The following is a 19,137-nucleotide window of genomic DNA, read 5'->3' as shown; positions in this document are numbered from 1 at the left end:
CGACTCTCTTACAACGGGGGAGCGCCATTGTCGGCCAGTGCTGGCGCAGGCGACAGGGGCGTGTCGCCATTGCCGGGCATGGCGGACAGCAGCGGTTGCAGATGCTGGCGCAGCTGCGCGTGCAGTTGCCGCACCGCCGGTGAGAACTGCTTGCGATGGGGGCAGACCAGCTGCAGGGGAATGTGGCTGCCGATGCCATCCAGCAGCACCTGCAGGCGCCCTTCCAGCACGTCGTCGCGGACGTCCAGCCAGGACTTGTAGGTGATGCCTTCGCCGGCGACCGCCCAGCGCCGCACCACGTCGGCGTCGTCGCAGACCAGTGGCCCGCGCACCGGGATCACCACGCGGCGCCCCTCAATCTCGAACGACCAGCGATCGTAGGCGCGGCCGCCGAGCTGGTAGACAAGGCAATCATGCTCGCGCAGATCTTCCAGGCGGCTGGGCGTGCCACGCCGCCGCAGGTACCCGGGCGACGCAGCCAGCACCCGCCGGTTCTGTTCCAGCAAGGGCAGGGCGACGTAGCTGGCGTCGTCGAAGTGGCCGATGCGGATGGCCACGTCGACCGGATCGCGGAACACGTCGGCCACTTCGTCGGACAGGCGCAGGTGCAGGCGCAGCCGTGGATGCGCCGCGCGGAACGCGGTCAGCCACGGCAGCAGCAGGTTGCGGCCGAAGTCCGACGGCGCCGACAACTGCAGGGTGCCGTGCAGTTCGGCGTCCTCGCCCTGCACCCGCGCCTGGCCTTCGCGCAGGGTGCTCAGAACCTCCTGTGCGTAGGGCAGATACAGCGCGCCCTCGGCGGTCAGCCGCAGGCTGCGGGTGGTGCGTACGAACAGGCGCAGGTCCAGTTCGCGTTCCAGCCGTGCCACCGCTGCGGCAACCTGGCCCGGCAGCAGGTCGGCCTCGCGCGCGGCCTGGGAGAAGCTGCCCAGCGCGGCGGTACGGACAAACAGCTGCAGATCGTCGAAGCGGACCATTTTCATTGCCGCAGTGAAAGTGTTGACCGATTCTGCGCCTTTCCGCCCCCCTGCGCACGGCGCACGCTGTGGTCTCTCCTCCCTGGATATCCCCCATGCGTGCCATTGCCTACACCCAAGCCGGCCTGCCGATCGACGACCCGCAGGCCCTGATCGATCTCGACCTGCCCCTGCCCCAGCCGGGCCCGCGCGACCTGCGGGTGGCGGTGCGCGCGGTGGCGGTGAATCCGGTCGACACCAAGGTGCGGCGCGGCGCCGCCACCGACGGCCCGCGCGTGCTGGGGTGGGATGCGGTCGGTGTGGTCGAAGCGGTCGGCAGCGAGGTAACCCTGTTCCGGCCCGGCGATGCGGTGTACTACGCCGGTGTGATCGATCGCCCGGGCAGCAATGCCGAGTACCAGCTGGTGGACGAGCGCAGCGTTGGCCGCAAGCCGGCCAGCCTGGACGATGCCGCCGCTGCGGCGCTGCCGTTGACCGCGATCACCGCATGGGAACTGCTGTTCGACCGCCTGCGTATTGCCGAAGGCGGTGGCGAGGGCCAGACCCTGCTGGTGATCGGTGCAGCGGGTGGCGTGGGTTCGATCCTGGTGCAGTTGGCGCGCAGGCTGACGAAGCTGACGGTGATCGGCACCGCCTCGCGGCCGGAGACCCAGGACTGGGTGCAGGCGATGGGCGCGCACCATGTGATCGACCACACCCGGCCGCTGGCCGAGGGCCTGGCCCGGCTGGGCATCACCCAGGTGGACCATGTGGCCAGCCTGACCCACACCGACCAGCACTACGCGCAGCTCGTCGAGCTGCTGGCGCCGCAGGGGCAGCTGGGGCTGATCGATGATCCGGGCCAGATCGATGTGATGGCGCTCAAGCGCAAGGCGCTGTCGCTGCACTGGGAATCCATGTTCACCCGGCCGCTGTACAGGACCGTGGACATGCAGCGCCAGCACGAACTGCTGAACCGGGTGGCCGATCTGGTCGATGCCGGCGTGCTGCAGACCACGCTGGGCGAGCACTTCGGGCGCATCGACGCAGCCAACCTGCGGCGCGCGCATGCGCTGCTGGAGAGCCACCGGGCCAAGGGCAAGATCGTGCTGGAAGGCTGGTAACGCCGGGCTGCGCCCGGCACCCGCAGAGGCAACGGCAACAGCGAGAGCCAGAGCCAGAGCAGGCTTCCTGTGGGTTGGCGGGGCGGTGTGGGTGTGCGGGGGCGCCGTGAACCCGTCCATGGGGGCTTGGTCGCCGCATCCATGCGGCTCACACCCCGCACACCCACACCGCCCCGCCTTCGACGGTTTCCCGCCGCTGTTGGTAGGTGTCGACCTTGGTCGACACAGTAGCTCCACGCCATGCGTGGATGAAGCCAAGCAAGCGTGCTACGCCACGCCGTTGTCCACATGCTCGGCGAAGCCGGGCCGGGGGCGCAGGCGTTCGAACCAGGCGTCTACGTGGCGCAGCACAGGTTTGTTGCCGGGGGTGCTGCGCCAGCGCTGTGTCGACAGGCCGAGGACGATGTCGGCCAGGCTGAAGTCGGTGCCCGCCACGTAGGCATTGCTGGCGGCAAGCTGGTGGTCGAGCACGGTCATCAGGCGGTTCCATTGTTCCAGGCTTGCCTCAGCGCGTGCGTCGTCCGCGAAGTCGGGGTGCTGGCGCACGCGGGCCATGAACACGTGACGCCAAGCGCTGTTGAGCTCGCTGGCCTGCCAGTCCATCCACTGCTCGACCTGGGCACGGGCTTGTGCAGCGGCCGGCAGCAGATCGTCTCGTCCCTGCCGGGTGGCCAGGTAGCGGCAGATGCTGTTGGACTCCCACAGCACGAAGTCGCCATCGCGCAGCACTGGTACCTGCCGGTTCGGATTCAGCGTGGACAGCACGTCCGGCGCAGGTGCCGGATCATGGGAGAACGGCAGATCGAGTTCGGCGCACAGCCACAGCACTTTGCGCACGTTGATCGAGGTGGGCTTTCCGTACAGTACAAACATGGGTTCGTTTCAGCACGTGAGACTGGGCCAGCCTACACTTGCCACATGCAAACCGAATTCCTCCTCGTCGCCGGCCTGCTGCTGGTCGTGCTGATCCTGCAACTGGTGGCGCTGCTGCGCCGCCCGCCCCACGACCGGCTGGAACAGGCCGTGCGTGATGAAGCACGTGCCGGGCGCAGCGAGTTGCGCGAGCAGCTTGATGGGTTCGCGCGCGCGCTGACCGATCTGTCCACCCGCACCGACCAGCGCCTGGACCTGCTGCGTGAAGCGCTGAGCGAAGACGCACGCAAGGCCCGCGCCGAGGCGGCCGACAGCCAGCAGCGCAGTGCCGCCTCACTGGGCGAACGCCTGCAGGAACTGCGCGTGCAGTTGGATGTATTCGGCCAGCAGCAGGAGGCACGTATCCATGCCTTCGGCCAGCAGCTGCAGGAACTGACCGCGCGTACCGACACCCAGTTCGGTGCGCTCCGACAGGCCCTGGTGGAGGATGCCCGCAAGGGCCGCGAAGAGGGTGCGCAGTCGCAGCAGCGCCTGACCGAGAGCCTGGGCCTGCGCCTGCAGGAACTGACCCAGCGCAACGAACAGCGCATCTCGGAAATGCGCGCCACCCTGGAAGAACAGCTGCGCGCGCTGCAGGCCGACAACGCGCAGAAGCTCGAGCAGATGCGCCACACCGTCGACGAGAAGCTGCAGTCCACGCTGGAAACACGGCTGGGCAATTCGTTCAAGCTGGTGTCCGAACGGCTGGAGCAGGTGCAGCGCGGGCTGGGTGAAATGCAGCAGTTGGCGACCGGGGTGGGCGATCTGAAGCGGGTACTGACCAACGTCAAGAACCGCGGCAGCTGGGGCGAAGTTCAGCTGGAGAACATCCTTGAGCAGACCCTGACCCAGGAACAGTATGCGCGCGGGGTGAAGGTGCGTCCTGACGGCAACGAGATGGTCGACATCGCCGTGCGCCTGCCGGGCCGTCGCGACGACGACACGCCGGTCTGGCTGCCGATCGATTCCAAGTTCCCGCGCGAAGACTATGAGCGCCTGCTTGATGCGCAGGAACAGGGCGATGCCGAGGGCGTGCGCCTGCAGGGCATCCAGCTGGAACGCGCGATCCGCGTGCAGGCCAAGTCAATCTGCGAAAAGTACATCGTGCCCCCGCACACCACCGATTTCGCGGTGATGTTCGTGCCGACCGAAGGACTGTATGCCGAGGTGATCCGGCGCCCGGGCCTGGTCGACCTGCTGCAGCGCGAGCACCGCGTGGTGGTGGCCGGGCCGACCACCGTCACCGCGTTGCTCAACAGCCTGCAGATGGGTTTCCGTACCCTCGCCATCGAACAGCGATCGAGCGAAGTCTGGGGATTGCTGGGCGCAGTGAAGAGCGAGTTCGGCAAGTTCGCCGGCATCCTCGAGAAGGCCGAGAAACAGATCACCACGGTGGGCCGCAGCATCGGCGAGGCCAGCCGCAAGACGCGCACCATCGAACGCCGCCTGCGCGGCGTGGAATCACTGGCGACCGAACAGGCGCAAGGCCTGCTGGGCGACCTCGGCGAAGCCTCCAGCGACGAAGAGGCGGCAGAAGGCGAAGGTGAGGAAGCCTGAGGCCGGCTGACACGCCACCTGCATCGCCGGGTGCGTATGCTGGCGCCGTCCTCACTGACCAGGTACCGCCATGCGCCTCCGATTCCTTGCCAGCGCTGCACTGGGCGTGCTGCTTGCCGCCTGCAGCAGCACCCCACCGGCCAGTGAAGACGCAGGCACGGCAGCCACAGCGGCCGACAGCCCTGAAGCCGCTGCAGCCTATGAAGAAGCACGCGATGTGGACTGCCGCGCGGCGGGCGGTACGTTGCAGCCGTTGGGCCGCCTGCAACGGGTGCAGTGCGTGATTCCCTATGCTGACGCCGGCAAGTCCTGCAGCAGCAAGAGCGACTGCAGCGGCCAGTGCCTGGCGTCCGCCGAGGTGACCGCAGGCGCGGTGGCAACCGGCACCTGCCAGCGTGATGTCAGCCAGAACTTCGGTTGCCGGCAACGCGTCGACGGTGGCAAGGCACAAGGCACGATCTGCGTGGATTGAAGGTAGTGCCGGCCGCTGGCCGGCAGCTGCACGACCGTTCCCGAAGATTCATGAGGTTGCCGGCCAGCGGCCGGCACTACTGGTCACGTGCGGCGGTATGCTGGTGGGCCTTTCCCCGCTGTAGCCGGAGCCCCGCGTGAGCACCTCGATCCAGGATATTTCCCTCACCACCATCGACGGCCAGCCGTCCTCTCTTGCCGACTACCAGGGCAAGGTGCTGCTGCTGGTCAACGTGGCGTCCAAGTGCGGCCTGACCCCGCAGTACGAAGGCCTGCAGGCGCTGTATGCGGAAAAGCACGCGCAGGGGCTGGAAGTACTGGGCTTCCCGGCCAACAACTTCCTCGGCCAGGAGCCGGGCAGCGAGGCGGAGATCCAGCAGTTCTGCCAGCTGACCTACGATGTGAGCTTCCCGATGTTCGCCAAGATCAGCGTGGCCGGTGAAGATACCCACCCGCTGTACCAGCAGCTGACCGCCGCGCAGCCGCAGGCGATCGGTGAAGGCCCGCTGCGCGAGCGCCTGGCCAGCAAGGAGATTCCGATCCACCCGGCACCGGCGGTGCTGTGGAACTTCGAGAAGTTCCTGGTTGGCCGCGATGGCAAGGTCATCGCCCGCTTTGCCCCCGACGTTGCCGCCGATGACGCGCGCCTGCGCGAAGCGGTCGAGGCGGCGCTGGCGGCCTGAAGACGACGTGCCAACCAAGGTTGGCACCTGCCGGTAGAACAAAAAACCCCGCCGAGGCGGGGTTTTTTCATGCGTTGCCGGCAGCGGTCAATTGGTCCACTGCGGCATCGGCATCGCATCGACCGGGATCGGCGAGTTCGCATCGTCGCTGCCACGCTCGCGCTTGCCACGCAGGTCGTTCTCGATCTGGTAATTGCGGCGCTGCATCCAGGCATCGCGGACCAGGGCGTATTCGTCCACCGCGGTATCGCGCAGGTCGTCGATCGCCAGCAGCTGCGCGCGGGTATCGACCAGCTGAAGGCCCTGCAGACCGATGCGGTACTTGTCGCTTTCGATGCGGCGGATCGGCGACAGCGGGATGTCACCGGCCAGGCCGAACACATCACGCACGGTACGCGGGCCGAAGAACGGCAGTTCCACGTAGCGCGAACGACGCCAGCCCCAGGCCCCCAGGGTCTGCCCGAAGTCCTCGTTGCGTCGCGGCACCATCGCCTTGCTGGCCGGGTCGAACAGGCCACCGATGCCCAGCGTGCTGTTCATCAGGAACCGGCCCAGGCTGTCCCAGGCGTCGCCGGGGCGGCCCTGCAGCAGCTGGTTGGTGATGGTCAGCGGCGCACGCAGGTTGCTGAAGAAGTTGCTCACGCCGGTACGGGCAAAGCGCGGCACCACGTGGGTATAGGCGGTTGCCAGCGGGCGAGCGATACCGCGGTCGACGGCGTTGTTGAACCCGTGCACCTTGCGGTTGAAGGGTTCCCACGGGTCGTACGCGGTAGTGCTGGTGGTGCTGCCATTGGCGCCGTACAGCGCGTCGAAGTCGTCATCGCCGCCCGGTGCAGCGGCGGTGGCATCACTGCCGGTTGCACCCTGCGAGGCGGTAGCCGGTGCCGGCGCGGCCGCAGCAGGTACGGGGGCGTCGGCTGCGACGCTCGCAGCAGGCGCATCCGCACCAGCAGCGTTGTCGACCGTGGTGGTGTTCGTCGCCGGCACCACGGTGTCGGCGGTCGGCGCGTCGCTGCGCGCCGGCTTGCCGGCACAGGCGCTGAGCGCGGCGGCCAGGAGGATCAGGGGGAAAACGCGCACGACGTTCATGTCAGCTCGCAGCAGAAGTAGCGTTGAAGTCCAGGTCGGGCGACAGCCGGTAGGCCGCGCTCAGCTCGTTGTAGCCGGCGGGGGCGCCGGAGATTGTCAGCGGATGGCCGCCCTGGCGCGCGCGTGCGGCCAGCTCGGCCAACAATGCCAGGCCGGCGCTGTCCACGCGCTCGACCTCCGCCAGTTCCAGCCGCGACAGCTGCGCAGGCAGGGCCTGCAGTTGCGGCCACAGCGCGATCACCGCTGCACGGTCGAGCACCCCGCGCAGGCGCAGGGTGTCACCTTCCAGCAGCGCCAGCGCCTTATTTGCCATTGCCGGCCGGCCCAGCCTGCATGCTGCCGCTGCGCAGTTCGGTGGCCACCTGCTTGATACCCTTCTGTCGTAGCGGGGCATCGAACTGGTTGCGGAAGGTCTGCACGTAGGAGATGCCTTCGATGTTCACGTCGAAGATCTTCCACTGGCCGCCTTCGTTGCGCATCCAGTACTCCACCGGCGTCGGCTCGCTGCCGGCACGCACCAGCTCGGTGCTCACGCGCACGCCGCGGTTGCCCGGCAGCGGGCTCTCGCCCTTCAGGCGGAAGCTCGGCTTGCCCTGGATGTTGAGCAGGGTCGAGCCATAGCGCTGCATCAGGTTGTCGGCCATCGCATTGGCGAACAGCTTGATGTCAGCGTCCGCAGCGCCGCGGGCGTGCGTGCCCAGCACCAGGCGCGCGGCATAGTCGCGGTCGAAGGTGCGGTTGAGCTCGCTGTCGATATAGCTGCGCAGGCTGGCCGGGTTGCCGCTGAATTCGGCACGGCGCTGCTGCAGGGTGGTGAGGATGCGCGTGCTGGCGTCGATCACCACCTTGCCGGCCTGGCCCTGGGGGGCGGCAGCAGCGGGGGCGGCAGCCTGTGCCTGGGCCAGGAACGGGGTAGCCAGCAGCAGCGACGAGGCGAGCAGGGCCGGGATCAGTTTCATCTTCATGGTTGCGGTTCCGTTGCAGGCGCCTGCGCGCCATCGTTGGGCTTCGGAGCAGCGCCGCCACCGGCGCCGCCACTGAACATGTATTTGCCGACCAGCTGGATCAGGTCCACGGCCGGCTGGGTGAAGACGATCTCTTCGCCGGGCTTCAGCACGTCGGGATCGCCGCCGGGCTGCAGACCGATATAGCTCTCGCCGAGCAAACCACTGGTGAAGATGCCCGCCGAGGTATCGGCCGGCAGATCCTTGACCTTGCTGTCCATGCGCAGGGTCACGATCGATTCGAACTTCACCGGGTCCAGATCGATCGCTGCGACCTGGCCGACGGTGACACCACCGATCTTCACCGGCGCCTGCTTGCGCAGCTGGCCGACCTGGGAGAAGCGTGCCTTGAGTTCATAGCCTTCGCCACCCCAGCTCCAGCGCTGGTTGGTCGAGGCGACGGCCAGCACCATCAGCGAGGCCAGGGCCAGCAGCAGGAAGGCGCCGACGGAGAATTCGAGTCTGGGACCGCGGATGGCCATGTGGATTACCTGATCAGTCGTGGTGGCCGCGCGCCGATGCGCACCGCCGATGGAGGGGTTAGGTGAACAACATTGCCGACAGTACGAAGTTGAACATCAGCACCAGCAGCGAGGCGTTGACCACCGCACGGGTGGTGGCGACGGACGTGCCTTCGATGGTCGGTTCGGCGTGGAAGCCGACATAGGCGGCCACCAGGGCCGCGGTACCACCGAAGATCGCCGACTTCAGCATCGCCACGCCGAAGTCGTCCCAGAAGTCCACGCTGCCACGCAGCGCCGACCAGAACACGCCGTTGTCCAGGCCCAGCACGTGCACGGCTTCGAAGTAGCTGGCACTGATCGCCAGCGAACAGAAGATGCCGGTCAGCAGCGGCACGGTCAGTACCGCCGCCCAGAAGCGCGGCGCGACGGCCTTGGCCACCGGGTCGATGGCCATCAGTTCCAGCGCCTTGATCTGGTCGGTGGCGCGCATCAGGCCCAGCTCGGCGGCGATCGAACTGCCGGCGCGGCCGATGAACAACAACGCGGTCAGCACCGGTGCCAGTTCGCGGTACAGCGACAGGCCGAGCAGGGTGGACAGCGCGTCGGCCGCACCGAAGGTGGTCAGCGTGCGGTAGCCCTGCAGGGTCAGCACCAGGCCGACGAAGGCACCGCCCACGGCGATGATCGGCAGCGAGCGCGCACCGATCTTGTAGATCTCGCGGGTCAGCTCGGCCAGGAAATCACGGGTCGGCAGCGAACCGCGCAGCACGGTCAGCGAGAACAGGCCGGCACGACCCAGCGAGCGGGTGGCTTGCACGAACGGCATCAGGCAACCCTCGCGCGCGGTGCGGCATCAAACGGGATGGGACCATCGGGCTGGCCATGCAGGAACTGCTGCAGCAGCGGGTCCTGGCTGGTCTGCAGCGCCTCCGGCGTGCCCTGGAACACGATGCCGCCATTGGCGATCGCGATTACCTGGTCGCAGATCGGCAGGGTCTCGTGCACGTGGTGGCTGACGATGATGCTGGTCAGGCCCAGGCTGTGGTTGAGGCGCTGGATCAGGCTCATGATCACCCCCGAGGCGATCGGGTCCAGCCCGGTCAGCGGCTCGTCGTAGATCATCAGCGGCGGGTCCAGGGCCAACGCGCGGGCCAGTGCCACGCGCCGGGCCATGCCACCGGACAGCTCACGCGGCCAGGCATCGGCGGCGGCCAGCAGGCCGACCGAATGCAGCTTCATCTGCACCAGCCGGCGCAGCACCGGTGCCGGCAGGCGGGTGTGGGTGCGCAACGGCAGGGCGACGTTCTCGGCCACGGTCAGGTCGGTCAGCAGGCCATTGCCCTGCAGCAGTACGCCGACGCTCTTGCGCATCTCCAGAAGCTCGGCGGTACGCTGCGGGATGGGTTTGCCGAACAGGGTGACGTCGCCTGCAACCGGACGCAGTTCGCCGGTCAGCGCCGCCAGCAGGGTCGACTTGCCGCTGCCGGACGGACCGAGCACCGCGGTGATGCTGCCCTTGGGCACCTGCAGCGAAACGTCGCGCAGGATCGTGCGCCCGCTCCGGTCGATGCGGACGTTGGACAACTGCACCAGACTGGGAGTGGAAGCCGACATGGGCACCCTTAACGTTTTTTCGACATTGAAGCATCGGGTCAGACTGCTGAACATAAGCAGACTGGACGGTGCAGTATTGTTGCACGGTCGGACCGTCGCCAGACCGGGACAATTCCGAAAACGACCGGAACAATCCGTCGCGATCACCGTACCCCGGGATTGAATACGGGCGGGTGTGCTGCACACTGTGCACGATGAGTGACCCGGGCAGCGACTTCCGCCTCTACCATTCCAATTCGCTGGACGTGCTGGCTGCCCTGCTGGCGCGCAACGTGCGTGTGCCGGTGCCGGGACAGCCGCTGCTGGCGCCGGAGGTGGTGCTGATCCCGCAGGTGGCGATGCGGCGCTGGCTGCAGGCGACACTGGCTGCCGAGTATGGCGTGGCCGCCAACCTGGAATTCCTGACCCCCGGTGAGTTCGTCGCCCGTGCGTTGAACGCCAATGTCGAGGGCGAAGCCGACGACCTGGACGCGGCCGCCCTGCACTGGCGCCTGTACCAGGCCCTGCGCGATCCGCAGCTGCTGGCACAGCCACCGATGCGCGCGCTGCAGTCCTATCTTGCCGGGGGCGACGCGCTCAAACCCTGGGCGCTGGCCGGCGAACTGGCCTCGGTGTTCGAGAAGTACCAGGCCTGGCGCCGCGACTGGCTGCTGCGCTGGGAAGCCGGCGCCGACGCGGCCGATCCGCAGGCCATCCTGTGGCGCAGCATCGCCGCCGGCCATGGTTACCGCGCGCGCCGCATCCAGGCGTACCTGGACCGCTTCGAGGGCGCCGGCCAACCGCTGCCGCAGGGCCTGCCGCCGCGGATGTCGGCGTTCGCCACCCTCAACATCTCGCCCGACGTACTGCGGGTGATGGCCACCCAGTCGCGGGTGGGCGAACTGCATTTCTATCTGCCCACGCCGGTGCAGTCCTACTGGGGCGACCTGCAGACCCTGGCAGAGCGCCTGCGCAGCGGTGCGCCGGACCCGTTCGGCGAGGCCGCCGGCGAGAACCGCCTGCTGGAAGCGTGGGGTGCGGCCGGCCGCGATTTCATGGCGGTGCTGGGCAGCTATGAAGTGGTGCATCCGGCCGGCGAGATCGCGGCTTATTCCGACCCCGAGCAAGACACGCGGCCGACGATGGACCAGGGCGGGCTGTCCGACAGCCTGCTGCATCGCCTGCAGCGCGACCTGTTCCACCGTCGTGCCTTGCCTTCCGGTGAACTGCGCGATGGCCTGCGCAGCGACGACCCGAGCCTGCAGGTGCACGCCTGCCACACCCGCCTGCGCGAGCTGCAGGTGCTGCACGACCAGCTGCGCAGCCTGCTGCAGGACCCGCGCTTCGACCCGCCGTTGCAGGCGCGCGAGATCGCCGTGCTGGCGCCGGACATCGATCCGTATGTGCCCTATCTGGAAGCGGTGTTCGGCGGACGGGGGGGCGAGGACGAACACATTCCCTACGCGCTGGCCGACAGCAGTCCGTTGGCTGGCGAGCCGCTGGCCGACGTGTTCGTGCACCTGCTTGGCCTGCCGATTTCGCGCTTCGGCCTGAACGAGGTGATGGATCTGCTGGCCAGTGCACCCCTGGCCGAGGCCGCCGGCCTGGAAGCGGTGGACTTCGACCGACTGCATGGCTGGTTGCAGCAGGCAGGCGCACGCTGGGGCCTGGATGCCCAGCATCGCGACCAGCTGCAGGCCCCCAGCGATGACGCCTACACCTGGCAGTTCGCGCTGGATCGCCTGCTGCTGGGCCACGCCACCGGCAGCGAGGTGGATCTGGCCGGGGTGGCTCCGTGGATCGAACTGGAAGGCGGGGCGCTGGATGCGCTGGACCGGCTGCTGCGCCTGCTGCGCGTGCTGGCCGTCTACCAGCGCCGGCTGGGCGAACTGTTGACCCCGGCACAGTGGCGGCAGCGCCTGCTGTCGCTGCTCGATGCCCTGCTGCCGACACCACCCAGCTCGCCCAACAGCCAGCGCGCGCTGGAGCGCCTGCGCAAGCTGCTCAACCAGTTCGCCGAGGATGCGTACAAGGCCGGGTTCGTCGATGGCGTGCCACCGGAGGTGGTGCGTGCGCACTTTGCCGGTGCGCTTGCCGAGGCCGATACGCGCGCGCCGCTGCTGACCGGTGGCATCAGCTTCGGGCGCATGGTGCCGATGCGCCTGCTGCCGTTCCGGGTGATCTGCGTGCTCGGCCTCAACGATGGTGATTTCCCGCGTCGCGACCCGGCCGCCGGCCTCAACCAGCTCACCGCCGAACTGGATACGCCGCGCCGCCGTCCCGGCGACCGCTCCACCCGCGAAGACGATCGTTTCCTGTTCCTGCAGTTGTTTGCTGCTGCGCAGGACGTGTTCTACCTCAGCTACCTCGGCGCGGACCCGCGCGATGGCAGCGTGCGCGAACCCTCGGTGCTGGTCAGCGAACTGATCGATGCCGCCGCGGCCTATCACCTCGATCCGTCGACCGCCACGAGGGACTTCACCGTGCGCCACGCGCTGCAGCCGTTCTCGCCGGCCGCCTTCGGTGACGGCGATCCACGCCGCTTCAGCTACCGCCGGCAGTGGCACCCGGCCGCCGGGCGGCTGGGCGGGCAGCGCGGCGGCCTGCTGCCGTGGTTCGACGCCGCACTGCCGCCGCCGGTGGACGACGCGGTGGAAGAAGAGGTCTCGCTGGAGAGCCTGCGTCGTTTCCTGTGTGATCCGGCCGGGCAGTTCCTCGCACAGTCGCTGGGCCTGCGCCTGGCCGACGACGTCGAGGACGTCGACGACCTGGAGCCGCTGGTGCTGTCCTCGCGTGGGCCGGAGAAGCGCAGTGTGCAGCTGGCCGTGGTGCAGGCCACCCTGGCCGGTGACAGCGAGCCGCTGTACCCGCGGCTGCGCGCACGCGGGCTGCTGCCGTCGGGCATCCTCGGCGAGCGCCAGTTTGAAGTGGAGCGGCTCAAGACCCGACCGTATGCCACGGCCATGCTGGGCTGGTTGCAGGGCACGCCGCTGGAGAGCCGCCGCTATGAAGTGGAGATCGACGGCGTTCGCCTGCATGGTCGGGTCGGTGATCGCCATCCCGAAGGCCTGGTGCGCCTGCGCGCCGGCGCCCTCAACGGCAACGCGGTGATCCGCCAGGGGCTGGACTGGCTGCTGGCCAACGCCGCCGGCGATGCCTTGCCGCTGGTGCAGTTCTACGACGGCGGTGATGCCGGCCCCGGTCCGCATGCATTGCCTGCCTTGACCGTGCCCGCAGCACGCGCGGCATTGCGCGCGCTGCTGCAGCTGCGCCAGCGTGGGCTGCGCGAACCACTGCGCTTTGCGCCCTATACCGGCTGGGTGCTGTTCAACGCGCCGGTGGAAAAGCAGCGTAGCGAAGGCTGGAAACAATGGCAGGGCAGCGACCGCAGCTGGGGTGAAGCCAACAGTGATGCCTGGCAGCTGCTGCTGCGTGGCGCCGACCCGTTCGCCGACGACGCCAGTTACGCCGACTTGCTGCGCAACAGCCAGGTGGTCTTCAGCGCCGTGCGCGAAGGGCGCAGCTTCGGCAATGATCCACAGGCGGGCCACGCATGAGCAGCGGTGCCGAGGGCGCTTCCATCAACACGCATTGCCCCGACCCTTACCTGGCGTTGCCGCTGCACGGCACGCGACTGATCGAAGCCAGTGCCGGCACCGGCAAGACCTTTACCCTGGCGACGCTGTTCACCCGTCTGGTGGTCGAGCAGGGCCTGCGTATCGGCCAGATCCTGGCGGTGACCTTCACTGACGCCGCCACCCAGGAGCTGCGCAAGCGCATCCGCGAGCGCCTGGCCCTGGCTGCGCGCCTGGTCGATCTGCAGCCGGGCGACGATGAAACACCCGATGCGCTGCTGACCCGGCAGGTGCTGCAACGTCATCTGCATGACGGCACGGAAACCGCAAAAGCGTTGAAGCGGCGCCTGCAGGTAGCCGCCGACGAGATCGATCTGGCTGCGATCTTCACCATCCACGGCTTCTGCACCCGCGTGCTGCGCGAACATGCGCTCGAAAGCGGGCATACCTTCGACCCGCCCGAGCTGCTGGCCAGCGATCGCGAGCTGCTGGAAGAGCTGGCCGCCGATCTCTGGCGTGTGCATGCCAACGACCCGGCAACGCTGGAACCGCTGACCTGGTTGTGGTCCCACCCGGACGCGCTGGCGGCTGACCTGCGCGCGCTGCTGGCATCGCCACCGCTGCACCCGCCACTGCAGCCGCTGGCCGTGGACGATCCGCGCCCGGCGCTGCAGGGCACGGCGGCGGAACTGTCGATGGCCGTGCGCGAGCACGGTGAGCGCTTCTTCCTGGACCTGTGCGAAGCGGTCGACAACAAGTGGATCAACGGCGTTTCCTACAAGCTGGGCTGGCTGCACCCGCTGGGCCGGCAGCTGTTGGGCTGGGCCGAGCGCGGCGACGCAGCCGAACTGCTGTCCAGCGACCGCTTGCCGGCGCTGCTGCCCGATGCGCTGGTGGCCAAAACCAACAAGAAGTTCGCCGACCGCACACCGTCCTCGCCGCTGCAGGCACCGCTTGAGCGCTACGTGGCACTGCTGGCCCAGCGCGAACAATGGCTGCGTGCCACGGCACTGAACTTCCTGCACGCCCTGCGCGAGGAAGCCACCCAGCGCCTGTCGGCGCTGAAGCGCGTGCGCCGCGTGCAGACCTACGACGATCTGATCGACGGCGTCGCCAGCGCGCTGGAAGGCCCGCAGCGGCTGGCCCTGGTCAAGCAGCTGCGGGCGCAGTACCGCATCGCCCTGGTCGATGAATTCCAAGATACCGATGACCGCCAGTGGGGCATCTTCCATACCGTGTTCGGTGCCTCGCCGGAGGTGGACGAACTGGGGCTGCAGCCGGCGCTGTTCCTGATCGGTGACCCCAAACAGGCCATCTATGGCTTCCGCGGCGGCGACATCCATACCTACCTGAAAGCCAAGCAGGTGGCCGAGCAGGCACCGGCGCTGGACCAGAACTTCCGCTCGCGCCCGGCCGTGCTGCGCGCGCTGCAGGCGCTGTACGACAACGCTGGCGAAGATGCCTTCCTCGAACGCGACATCCGGTTCGAGCCGGTGCGGCCCGGTGGCGTGCGTGTCGATGAGGACTACCTGCGCGATGGCCGGGCCGCACCGGCGCTGACCCTGCGCCTGCTGCGCAGCGACGGTGAAAAGGCCCTTGGCGCCGATGCGTCGCGCGACGCGGCGACCCAGGCCTGTGTGGCCGCGATCCACCAGATCCTGCTGGAGGCGCGTGCCGGCACCGCGCTGCTGCGTGGGCGCCCGGTGCAACCCGGCGATATCGCCGTGCTGGTGCGCTCGCATCGCGAAGCCACGCTGGTGCAGCGTGCACTGGCCGCAGTCGGCATTCCCGCGGTGGCGGCCGGCAAGCAGAGCCTGTTTGCCACCAGCGAGGCCCGTGACCTGCGTGCGTTGCTGCTGGCGTTGCTGCAACCGGCCGACGAAGGGCGACTGCGTACTGCATTGGCAACGGTACTGCTGGGGCAGCGCGCAAGCGCGATTGCCAGCATGGAGCGTGAGGGGGACCTGCAGCGCGGGTTCCAGGCACAGCTGCTGCACTGGCGCGAGCGCTGGCAGCGTGGCGGCCCGTTCGCGGTGGTGGCCGATGTCTGCGCCGCGCAGGGCGAGCGCCTGCTGGCGCTGATCGATGGCGAGCGGCGCCTGACCAATTACCTGCAGCTGGGCGAACTGCTGCAGGAAGCCTCCGCGCAGGCACTGGGCATGCACGGCCTGCTGGACTGGCTGCAGGGGCAGATGGCCAATGCCGACCAGGATGACGAGCAACAGCTGCTGCGGCTGGAGTCCGACGCGCGACGGGTGCAGATCATCACCCTGCACAAGAGCAAGGGCCTGGAATACCCGCTGGTGTTCCTGCCGTTCGTGGGCATCGATGGCGGCGCGCCGAACACCGCCACCCACTGCACCGTGCACCTGCAGGGTGAGCGCCAACTGCATTGGAAGCTGGACAGGGACGACGCCTGGGACACGGCCAGCAGCCAGCGCGAGCGCGAACAGCGTGCAGAAGACGCGCGCCTGCTGTACGTCGGCCTGACCCGCGCCGAGCATGCCTTGTGGATCGCCACCGGCGATCTGGCAGGCCATGCGAAGACCCGCCTGGCGCCGTTGCTCGGCGACCTGCAGGCGCTGCGTACGCACGCGGACGTAGACCTGGATGACAGTGCGCCGCCTGGCCGCCTGCCGCAGCTGCTGGCCGAAACCGAAGGTGAGCTGCCTGCGGTGCGTGCCTTGACCCGCCGGGTGCCACATGACTGGTGGGTCTACAGCTTCACCCAGCTGGCGCATGCCGACGCTGGCAACGGCGACGATATCGAAGCGGCGGCCACCGAACTGCCGGCACCGGCTGCCGACGAACCCGCCGGTGCCGAGCTGCCGCTGGAACCGGCGCTGCCGGACGCTGCCGCAGAAGACACTGCGCCGCCGGATCCGCGCTTCATGGGCAGCCGCTTCGGCAATGTGCTGCACGATGCACTGGAGAACGTCGACTTCGCACTGTGGTCGCACTGGCAGCCGCAGCAACCGGCACCGGAGGGACAGGCCGACGTGCTGCGCCGCTCGCTGCACGACGAAGGCTATGCCGACGAGGATCTGGACGATGGCGTGGCGGTGCTGGTGCCGCTGGTCGGCCACACCCTCACCGTACCGTTGCCCGAAGGCGGTGCGCTGTGCAGCGTGCCCGAGCATGAGCGCCGGGCCGAAATCGAGTTCCACTTCGCCATCGAGCCGACCGCAGTACCGGTGCTGCTGCAGCTGCTGCACGAGCACGGCATCTCCAGCGCACGGCGCGGTTTCGGCCTGCGCAGAAGGCTGGAAGGCCTGATGACCGGCAAGATCGATCTGACCTACGTGCGCGATGGCCGCTGGTATGTGCTGGACTACAAATCCAACCGGTTGCCGGGCTACAGCCCGGACCTGCTGGAGATCGCCATGCGCCACAGCGAGTACGACCTGCAGGCGCTGATCTATACCGTGGCCCTGCATCGCTGGCTGCGCTTCCGCCTGGGCGCGGCATACGACTACGCGCGCGACATGGGCGGTATCCGCTATCTGTTCTGCCGGGGCCTGGATATCGCCGGCAACGGCGTGCACGTGCAGCGCTTCGCGCCTGAGCTGGTGGATGCGCTGGATGCCTTGTTTGCGGGCGGCGAAGCAGCCCAGGCCGAGATGGCGGCGCGCGCGCGCGGAGAAACCGCATGAACCTGCTGCGCGATCTGCATCGCAGTGGCCAGCTGCGCACCCTGGACCACGCCCTGGCCATCAGCCTCAAGCGCCTGCGCGAGGACACGCCGGACGACGTGGCACTGGCCGCCGCACTGGCCTCGCTGGCCGTGGCGCAGGGGCACGCTGGCTTCGATCCGCGCCAGCCCCAGCGCGTGATCGATGGCATTCCGGCATGGCCCGAACCTGCGCAGTGGCTGGCGCAGCTGCAAGCCTCGCCCTGGGTGGCGACCCCGCAGGATGCCAACGCCGCCGCCGCGGAAGCGCCGCTGGTGCTGGAGAACGGTCTGCTGTACCTGCGCCGCTACCGCGAATACGAGCGGCAGTTGGCTGTCGGCCTGCAACGCATCGGCCGCCATCCGCTGCCTGCACCGGACATGGCCGCCGTGGCGCCCCTGTTCGCGCGTCTGTTCCCGCACGCCGCAACGGGTGAGGACCACCAGGCCCGTGCGGCTGGCGTAACCCTGCGCCACCCGCTGGCCCTGGTCACCGGTGGCCCCGGTACCGGCAAGACCACCACCATCGCCCGCCTGCTGCTGCTGTTGGCGGCACAGGCGCAGCACCAGGGCCTGCCCGTGCCGAAGGTAGCGTTGGCTGCACCCACCGGCCGCGCCGCCGAGCGCATGGCCGAAAGCCTGCGCCTGGCCGTCCAGCGGCTGCAGGAGCAGGGGCTGGACCCGGCGCTGTGCACCGCGCTGCCCAGCACAGGCACCACCCTGCATCGCCTGCTCGGGGTGATTCCCGATTCACCGCGCTTCCGCCATCACGCCGACAACCCGTTGCCGGTGGACGTGGTGGTGGTCGACGAAGCCTCGATGATCGACCTGCCGCTGATGGCCAAGCTGGTCGACGCGATCGCCAGCGGTACCCGCCTGATCCTGCTCGGCGATCCCGACCAGTTGCCGTCAGTGGAAGCCGGTGATGTGCTCAGCGCCATCCTGCGCGCCAGCGGCGATGGCATCGGCACCCGTGCCGACGATGCGCAGGCGCTGCATGGACTGCTGGCAGCGGCCACGCTGCAGCCGCAGGCACCGCCGCGCGCGTTCGCAGGTCGCCGCGTGCAGTTGCAGCGTGGCTACCGGCAGAGTGATGCGCTGGACCTGGCGCCGCTGGCGCAGGCCGTGCGTGGCGGTGACAGTGGTACCGCCCTGCGCCTGCTGCGCAGTGGCGGGCTGGCTGGTGTCCGTTTCCATGAAGGCGAGGCGGACCCGTTGCGTGGCCAGCGCGAGCATCTGCTCGACCACTGGCGCGCACTGGCCGACGCAGTGGACCCGGCGCAGGCACTGCAGCAGGCCGGTCGCTTGCGCGTGCTGACCGCACTGCGCGAAGGCCCGCAGGGCGCGCGTGGCCTCAACAGCCGTATTGAACAGCTGCTGGCTGGCAACACCCCGGGCTACTTCCAGGGCCGGCTGCTGCTGATCACCGAAAACAGCTACCGCCACCGCCTGTTCAACGGCGATATCGGCATCTGCCTGCGCGATGGCAGCGGTGCGATGGTGGCCTGGTTCCCCGGCGAGACCGCCGACCAGCCGCGCGCCTTCCACCCGGCAGCGTTGCCCGCACACGAGAGCGCGTTCGCGATGACCGTGCACAAGGCGCAGGGTTCGGAGTTCGATGAAGTGTGGTTGCAGCTGCCGAGGCAGGACAGCCGCGTGTTGTCGCGCGAACTGGTCTACACCGGCCTGACCCGCGCCCGCCAGCGCCTGCAGGTGGCCGGTAGCGCCGAGGTGCTGGAGGCGGCATTGAAACGACATGCCAGCCGCCTCGGTGGCCTGGCCTGGCGACTGGGTGCGGAAGAGGTAACCGAGGAACCGGCGCGCGGCGAAGAACCCACCGTGCAAGGCACGTTGTTCTAAACGCCAGCCTTACCATCACGTCGGTCACCTTCATCCACGCACGGCGTGGATCTACCGTGTCGACCAAGGTCGACACCCACCAGAAGCAGGCCATGCCATTCCGACAGATCGCGGAAATCTGTCGAAGGCGGGGTGGGTCCGGTTGCGGGGGCGTGAGCCGCATGGATGCGGCGACCGAG

Annotated in this window: 15 protein-coding genes; 7 read left to right on the top strand and 8 right to left on the bottom strand. The window is 68.6% G+C overall.

Annotated features, from left to right (window positions below; translation table 11 throughout):
* Positions 1-8 precede the first annotated feature (8 nt).
* Entirely contained in the window at positions 9-983 is a 975-nt protein-coding gene (locus CR918_RS19210) for a LysR family transcriptional regulator (RefSeq protein ID WP_081794606.1), read from the bottom strand.
* Between the two features lie 89 nt (positions 984-1,072).
* Between CR918_RS19210 and CR918_RS19205 the strand changes: the two genes are divergently transcribed.
* Positions 1,073-2,080 carry a zinc-binding alcohol dehydrogenase family protein gene (locus tag CR918_RS19205; RefSeq protein ID WP_099844487.1) on the top strand — a complete coding sequence of 336 codons (1,008 nt, stop codon included), beginning with the start codon at positions 1,073-1,075 and terminating at the stop codon, positions 2,078-2,080.
* A 267-nt stretch (positions 2,081-2,347) separates the two neighbouring features.
* Here the strand turns inward: CR918_RS19205 and CR918_RS19200 are convergent, their stop codons facing one another.
* Positions 2,348-2,953, bottom strand: a complete 606-nt coding sequence (locus tag CR918_RS19200; protein ID WP_099844485.1) for a glutathione S-transferase family protein — start codon at positions 2,951-2,953, stop codon at positions 2,348-2,350.
* Between the two features lie 45 nt (positions 2,954-2,998).
* Between CR918_RS19200 and CR918_RS19195 the strand changes: the two genes are divergently transcribed.
* The 3 genes from CR918_RS19195 to CR918_RS19185 all read left to right on the top strand — a co-directional run bounded on the left by CR918_RS19195 (position 2,999) and on the right by CR918_RS19185 (position 5,703).
* Positions 2,999-4,549 carry a DNA recombination protein RmuC gene (locus CR918_RS19195; RefSeq protein WP_099844483.1) on the top strand — a complete coding sequence of 517 codons (1,551 nt, stop codon included), beginning with the start codon at positions 2,999-3,001 and terminating at the stop codon, positions 4,547-4,549.
* Between the two features lie 70 nt (positions 4,550-4,619).
* Positions 4,620-5,021 (top strand): hypothetical protein, encoded by a 402-nt coding sequence (locus tag CR918_RS19190; RefSeq protein WP_099844481.1) that lies wholly within the window; start codon positions 4,620-4,622, stop codon positions 5,019-5,021.
* A gap of 136 nt (positions 5,022-5,157) precedes the next feature.
* Positions 5,158-5,703: a glutathione peroxidase gene (locus CR918_RS19185; RefSeq protein ID WP_025875625.1), complete on the top strand. Its 546-nt coding sequence runs from the start codon at positions 5,158-5,160 to the stop codon at positions 5,701-5,703.
* An 87-nt stretch (positions 5,704-5,790) separates the two neighbouring features.
* On the opposite strand, the gene CR918_RS19180 is transcribed toward CR918_RS19185, so the two are convergent.
* From CR918_RS19180 to CR918_RS19155, 6 genes are read right to left on the bottom strand one after another with little or no spacing between them, the layout of a single operon-like run.
* Positions 5,791-6,792 carry an MlaA family lipoprotein gene (locus CR918_RS19180; protein WP_032978521.1) on the bottom strand — a complete coding sequence of 334 codons (1,002 nt, stop codon included), beginning with the start codon at positions 6,790-6,792 and terminating at the stop codon, positions 5,791-5,793.
* Between the two features lies 1 nt (position 6,793).
* Complete coding sequence (locus CR918_RS19175) at positions 6,794-7,105, bottom strand: STAS domain-containing protein (protein ID WP_025875628.1); 312 nt, start codon at positions 7,103-7,105, stop codon at positions 6,794-6,796.
* A complete protein-coding gene (locus CR918_RS19170; RefSeq protein ID WP_025875629.1) occupies positions 7,095-7,757 on the bottom strand; it encodes an MlaC/ttg2D family ABC transporter substrate-binding protein in 663 nt (220 codons plus the stop codon). Before CR918_RS19170 ends, CR918_RS19175 begins: the two co-directional genes overlap by 11 nt.
* The gene (gene mlaD, locus CR918_RS19165) at positions 7,754-8,278 is read right to left on the bottom strand and encodes an outer membrane lipid asymmetry maintenance protein MlaD (protein ID WP_006404090.1); all 525 of its coding nucleotides are present in this window, start codon (positions 8,276-8,278) and stop codon (positions 7,754-7,756) included. Before mlaD ends, CR918_RS19170 begins: the two co-directional genes overlap by 4 nt.
* Before the next feature lie 58 nt (positions 8,279-8,336).
* A complete protein-coding gene (locus CR918_RS19160; protein ID WP_006404088.1) occupies positions 8,337-9,086 on the bottom strand; it encodes an MlaE family lipid ABC transporter permease subunit in 750 nt (249 codons plus the stop codon).
* Complete coding sequence (locus tag CR918_RS19155) at positions 9,086-9,874, bottom strand: ABC transporter ATP-binding protein (protein WP_025875633.1); 789 nt, start codon at positions 9,872-9,874, stop codon at positions 9,086-9,088. Before CR918_RS19155 ends, CR918_RS19160 begins: the two co-directional genes overlap by 1 nt.
* Before the next feature lie 194 nt (positions 9,875-10,068).
* On the opposite strand from CR918_RS19155, the gene recC reads away from it, so the two are divergent.
* Genes recC through recD form a run of 3 tightly spaced genes read left to right on the top strand, consistent with a single transcriptional unit; the run spans position 10,069 to position 18,958 of the window.
* A complete protein-coding gene (recC, locus tag CR918_RS19150; RefSeq protein WP_099844479.1) occupies positions 10,069-13,410 on the top strand; it encodes an exodeoxyribonuclease V subunit gamma in 3,342 nt (1,113 codons plus the stop codon).
* Positions 13,407-17,081 carry an exodeoxyribonuclease V subunit beta gene (gene recB / locus CR918_RS19145; protein WP_099844477.1) on the top strand — a complete coding sequence of 1,225 codons (3,675 nt, stop codon included), beginning with the start codon at positions 13,407-13,409 and terminating at the stop codon, positions 17,079-17,081. The genes recC and recB overlap by 4 nt, the downstream gene beginning before the upstream one ends.
* Positions 17,078-18,958: an exodeoxyribonuclease V subunit alpha gene (gene recD, locus CR918_RS19140; RefSeq protein ID WP_099844475.1), complete on the top strand. Its 1,881-nt coding sequence runs from the start codon at positions 17,078-17,080 to the stop codon at positions 18,956-18,958. The genes recB and recD overlap by 4 nt, the downstream gene beginning before the upstream one ends.
* Positions 18,959-19,137 lie beyond the last annotated feature (179 nt).

The sequence above is a fragment of the Stenotrophomonas indicatrix genome (genome assembly GCF_002750975.1).
Taxonomy (GTDB): domain Bacteria; phylum Pseudomonadota; class Gammaproteobacteria; order Xanthomonadales; family Xanthomonadaceae; genus Stenotrophomonas; species Stenotrophomonas indicatrix.
Note: the sequence above shows the minus strand (reverse complement) of the source record. Positions and strands in the feature narration are given on the sequence as shown.

Bases quoted from the DNA above. Each gene is read 5' to 3' on its own strand.
- CR918_RS19160 (WP_006404088.1), bottom strand. From the start codon at position 9,086: ATGCCGTTCGTGCAAGCCACCCGCTCGCTGGGTCGTGCCGGCCTGTTC.
- CR918_RS19200 (WP_099844485.1), bottom strand. From the start codon at position 2,953: ATGTTTGTACTGTACGGAAAGCCCACCTCGATCAACGTGCGCAAAGTG.
- mlaD (WP_006404090.1), bottom strand. From the start codon at position 8,278: ATGGCCATCCGCGGTCCCAGACTCGAATTCTCCGTCGGCGCCTTCCTG.
- CR918_RS19180 (WP_032978521.1), bottom strand. From the start codon at position 6,792: ATGAACGTCGTGCGCGTTTTCCCCCTGATCCTCCTGGCCGCCGCGCTC.
- CR918_RS19175 (WP_025875628.1), bottom strand. From the start codon at position 7,105: ATGGCAAATAAGGCGCTGGCGCTGCTGGAAGGTGACACCCTGCGCCTG.
- CR918_RS19205 (WP_099844487.1), top strand. From the start codon at position 1,073: ATGCGTGCCATTGCCTACACCCAAGCCGGCCTGCCGATCGACGACCCG.
- recD (WP_099844475.1), top strand. From the start codon at position 17,078: ATGAACCTGCTGCGCGATCTGCATCGCAGTGGCCAGCTGCGCACCCTG.
- CR918_RS19170 (WP_025875629.1), bottom strand. From the start codon at position 7,757: ATGAAGATGAAACTGATCCCGGCCCTGCTCGCCTCGTCGCTGCTGCTG.
- CR918_RS19210 (WP_081794606.1), bottom strand. From the start codon at position 983: ATGAAAATGGTCCGCTTCGACGATCTGCAGCTGTTTGTCCGTACCGCC.
- CR918_RS19195 (WP_099844483.1), top strand. From the start codon at position 2,999: ATGCAAACCGAATTCCTCCTCGTCGCCGGCCTGCTGCTGGTCGTGCTG.
- CR918_RS19190 (WP_099844481.1), top strand. From the start codon at position 4,620: ATGCGCCTCCGATTCCTTGCCAGCGCTGCACTGGGCGTGCTGCTTGCC.
- recB (WP_099844477.1), top strand. From the start codon at position 13,407: ATGAGCAGCGGTGCCGAGGGCGCTTCCATCAACACGCATTGCCCCGAC.
- CR918_RS19155 (WP_025875633.1), bottom strand. From the start codon at position 9,874: ATGTCGGCTTCCACTCCCAGTCTGGTGCAGTTGTCCAACGTCCGCATC.
- recC (WP_099844479.1), top strand. From the start codon at position 10,069: ATGAGTGACCCGGGCAGCGACTTCCGCCTCTACCATTCCAATTCGCTG.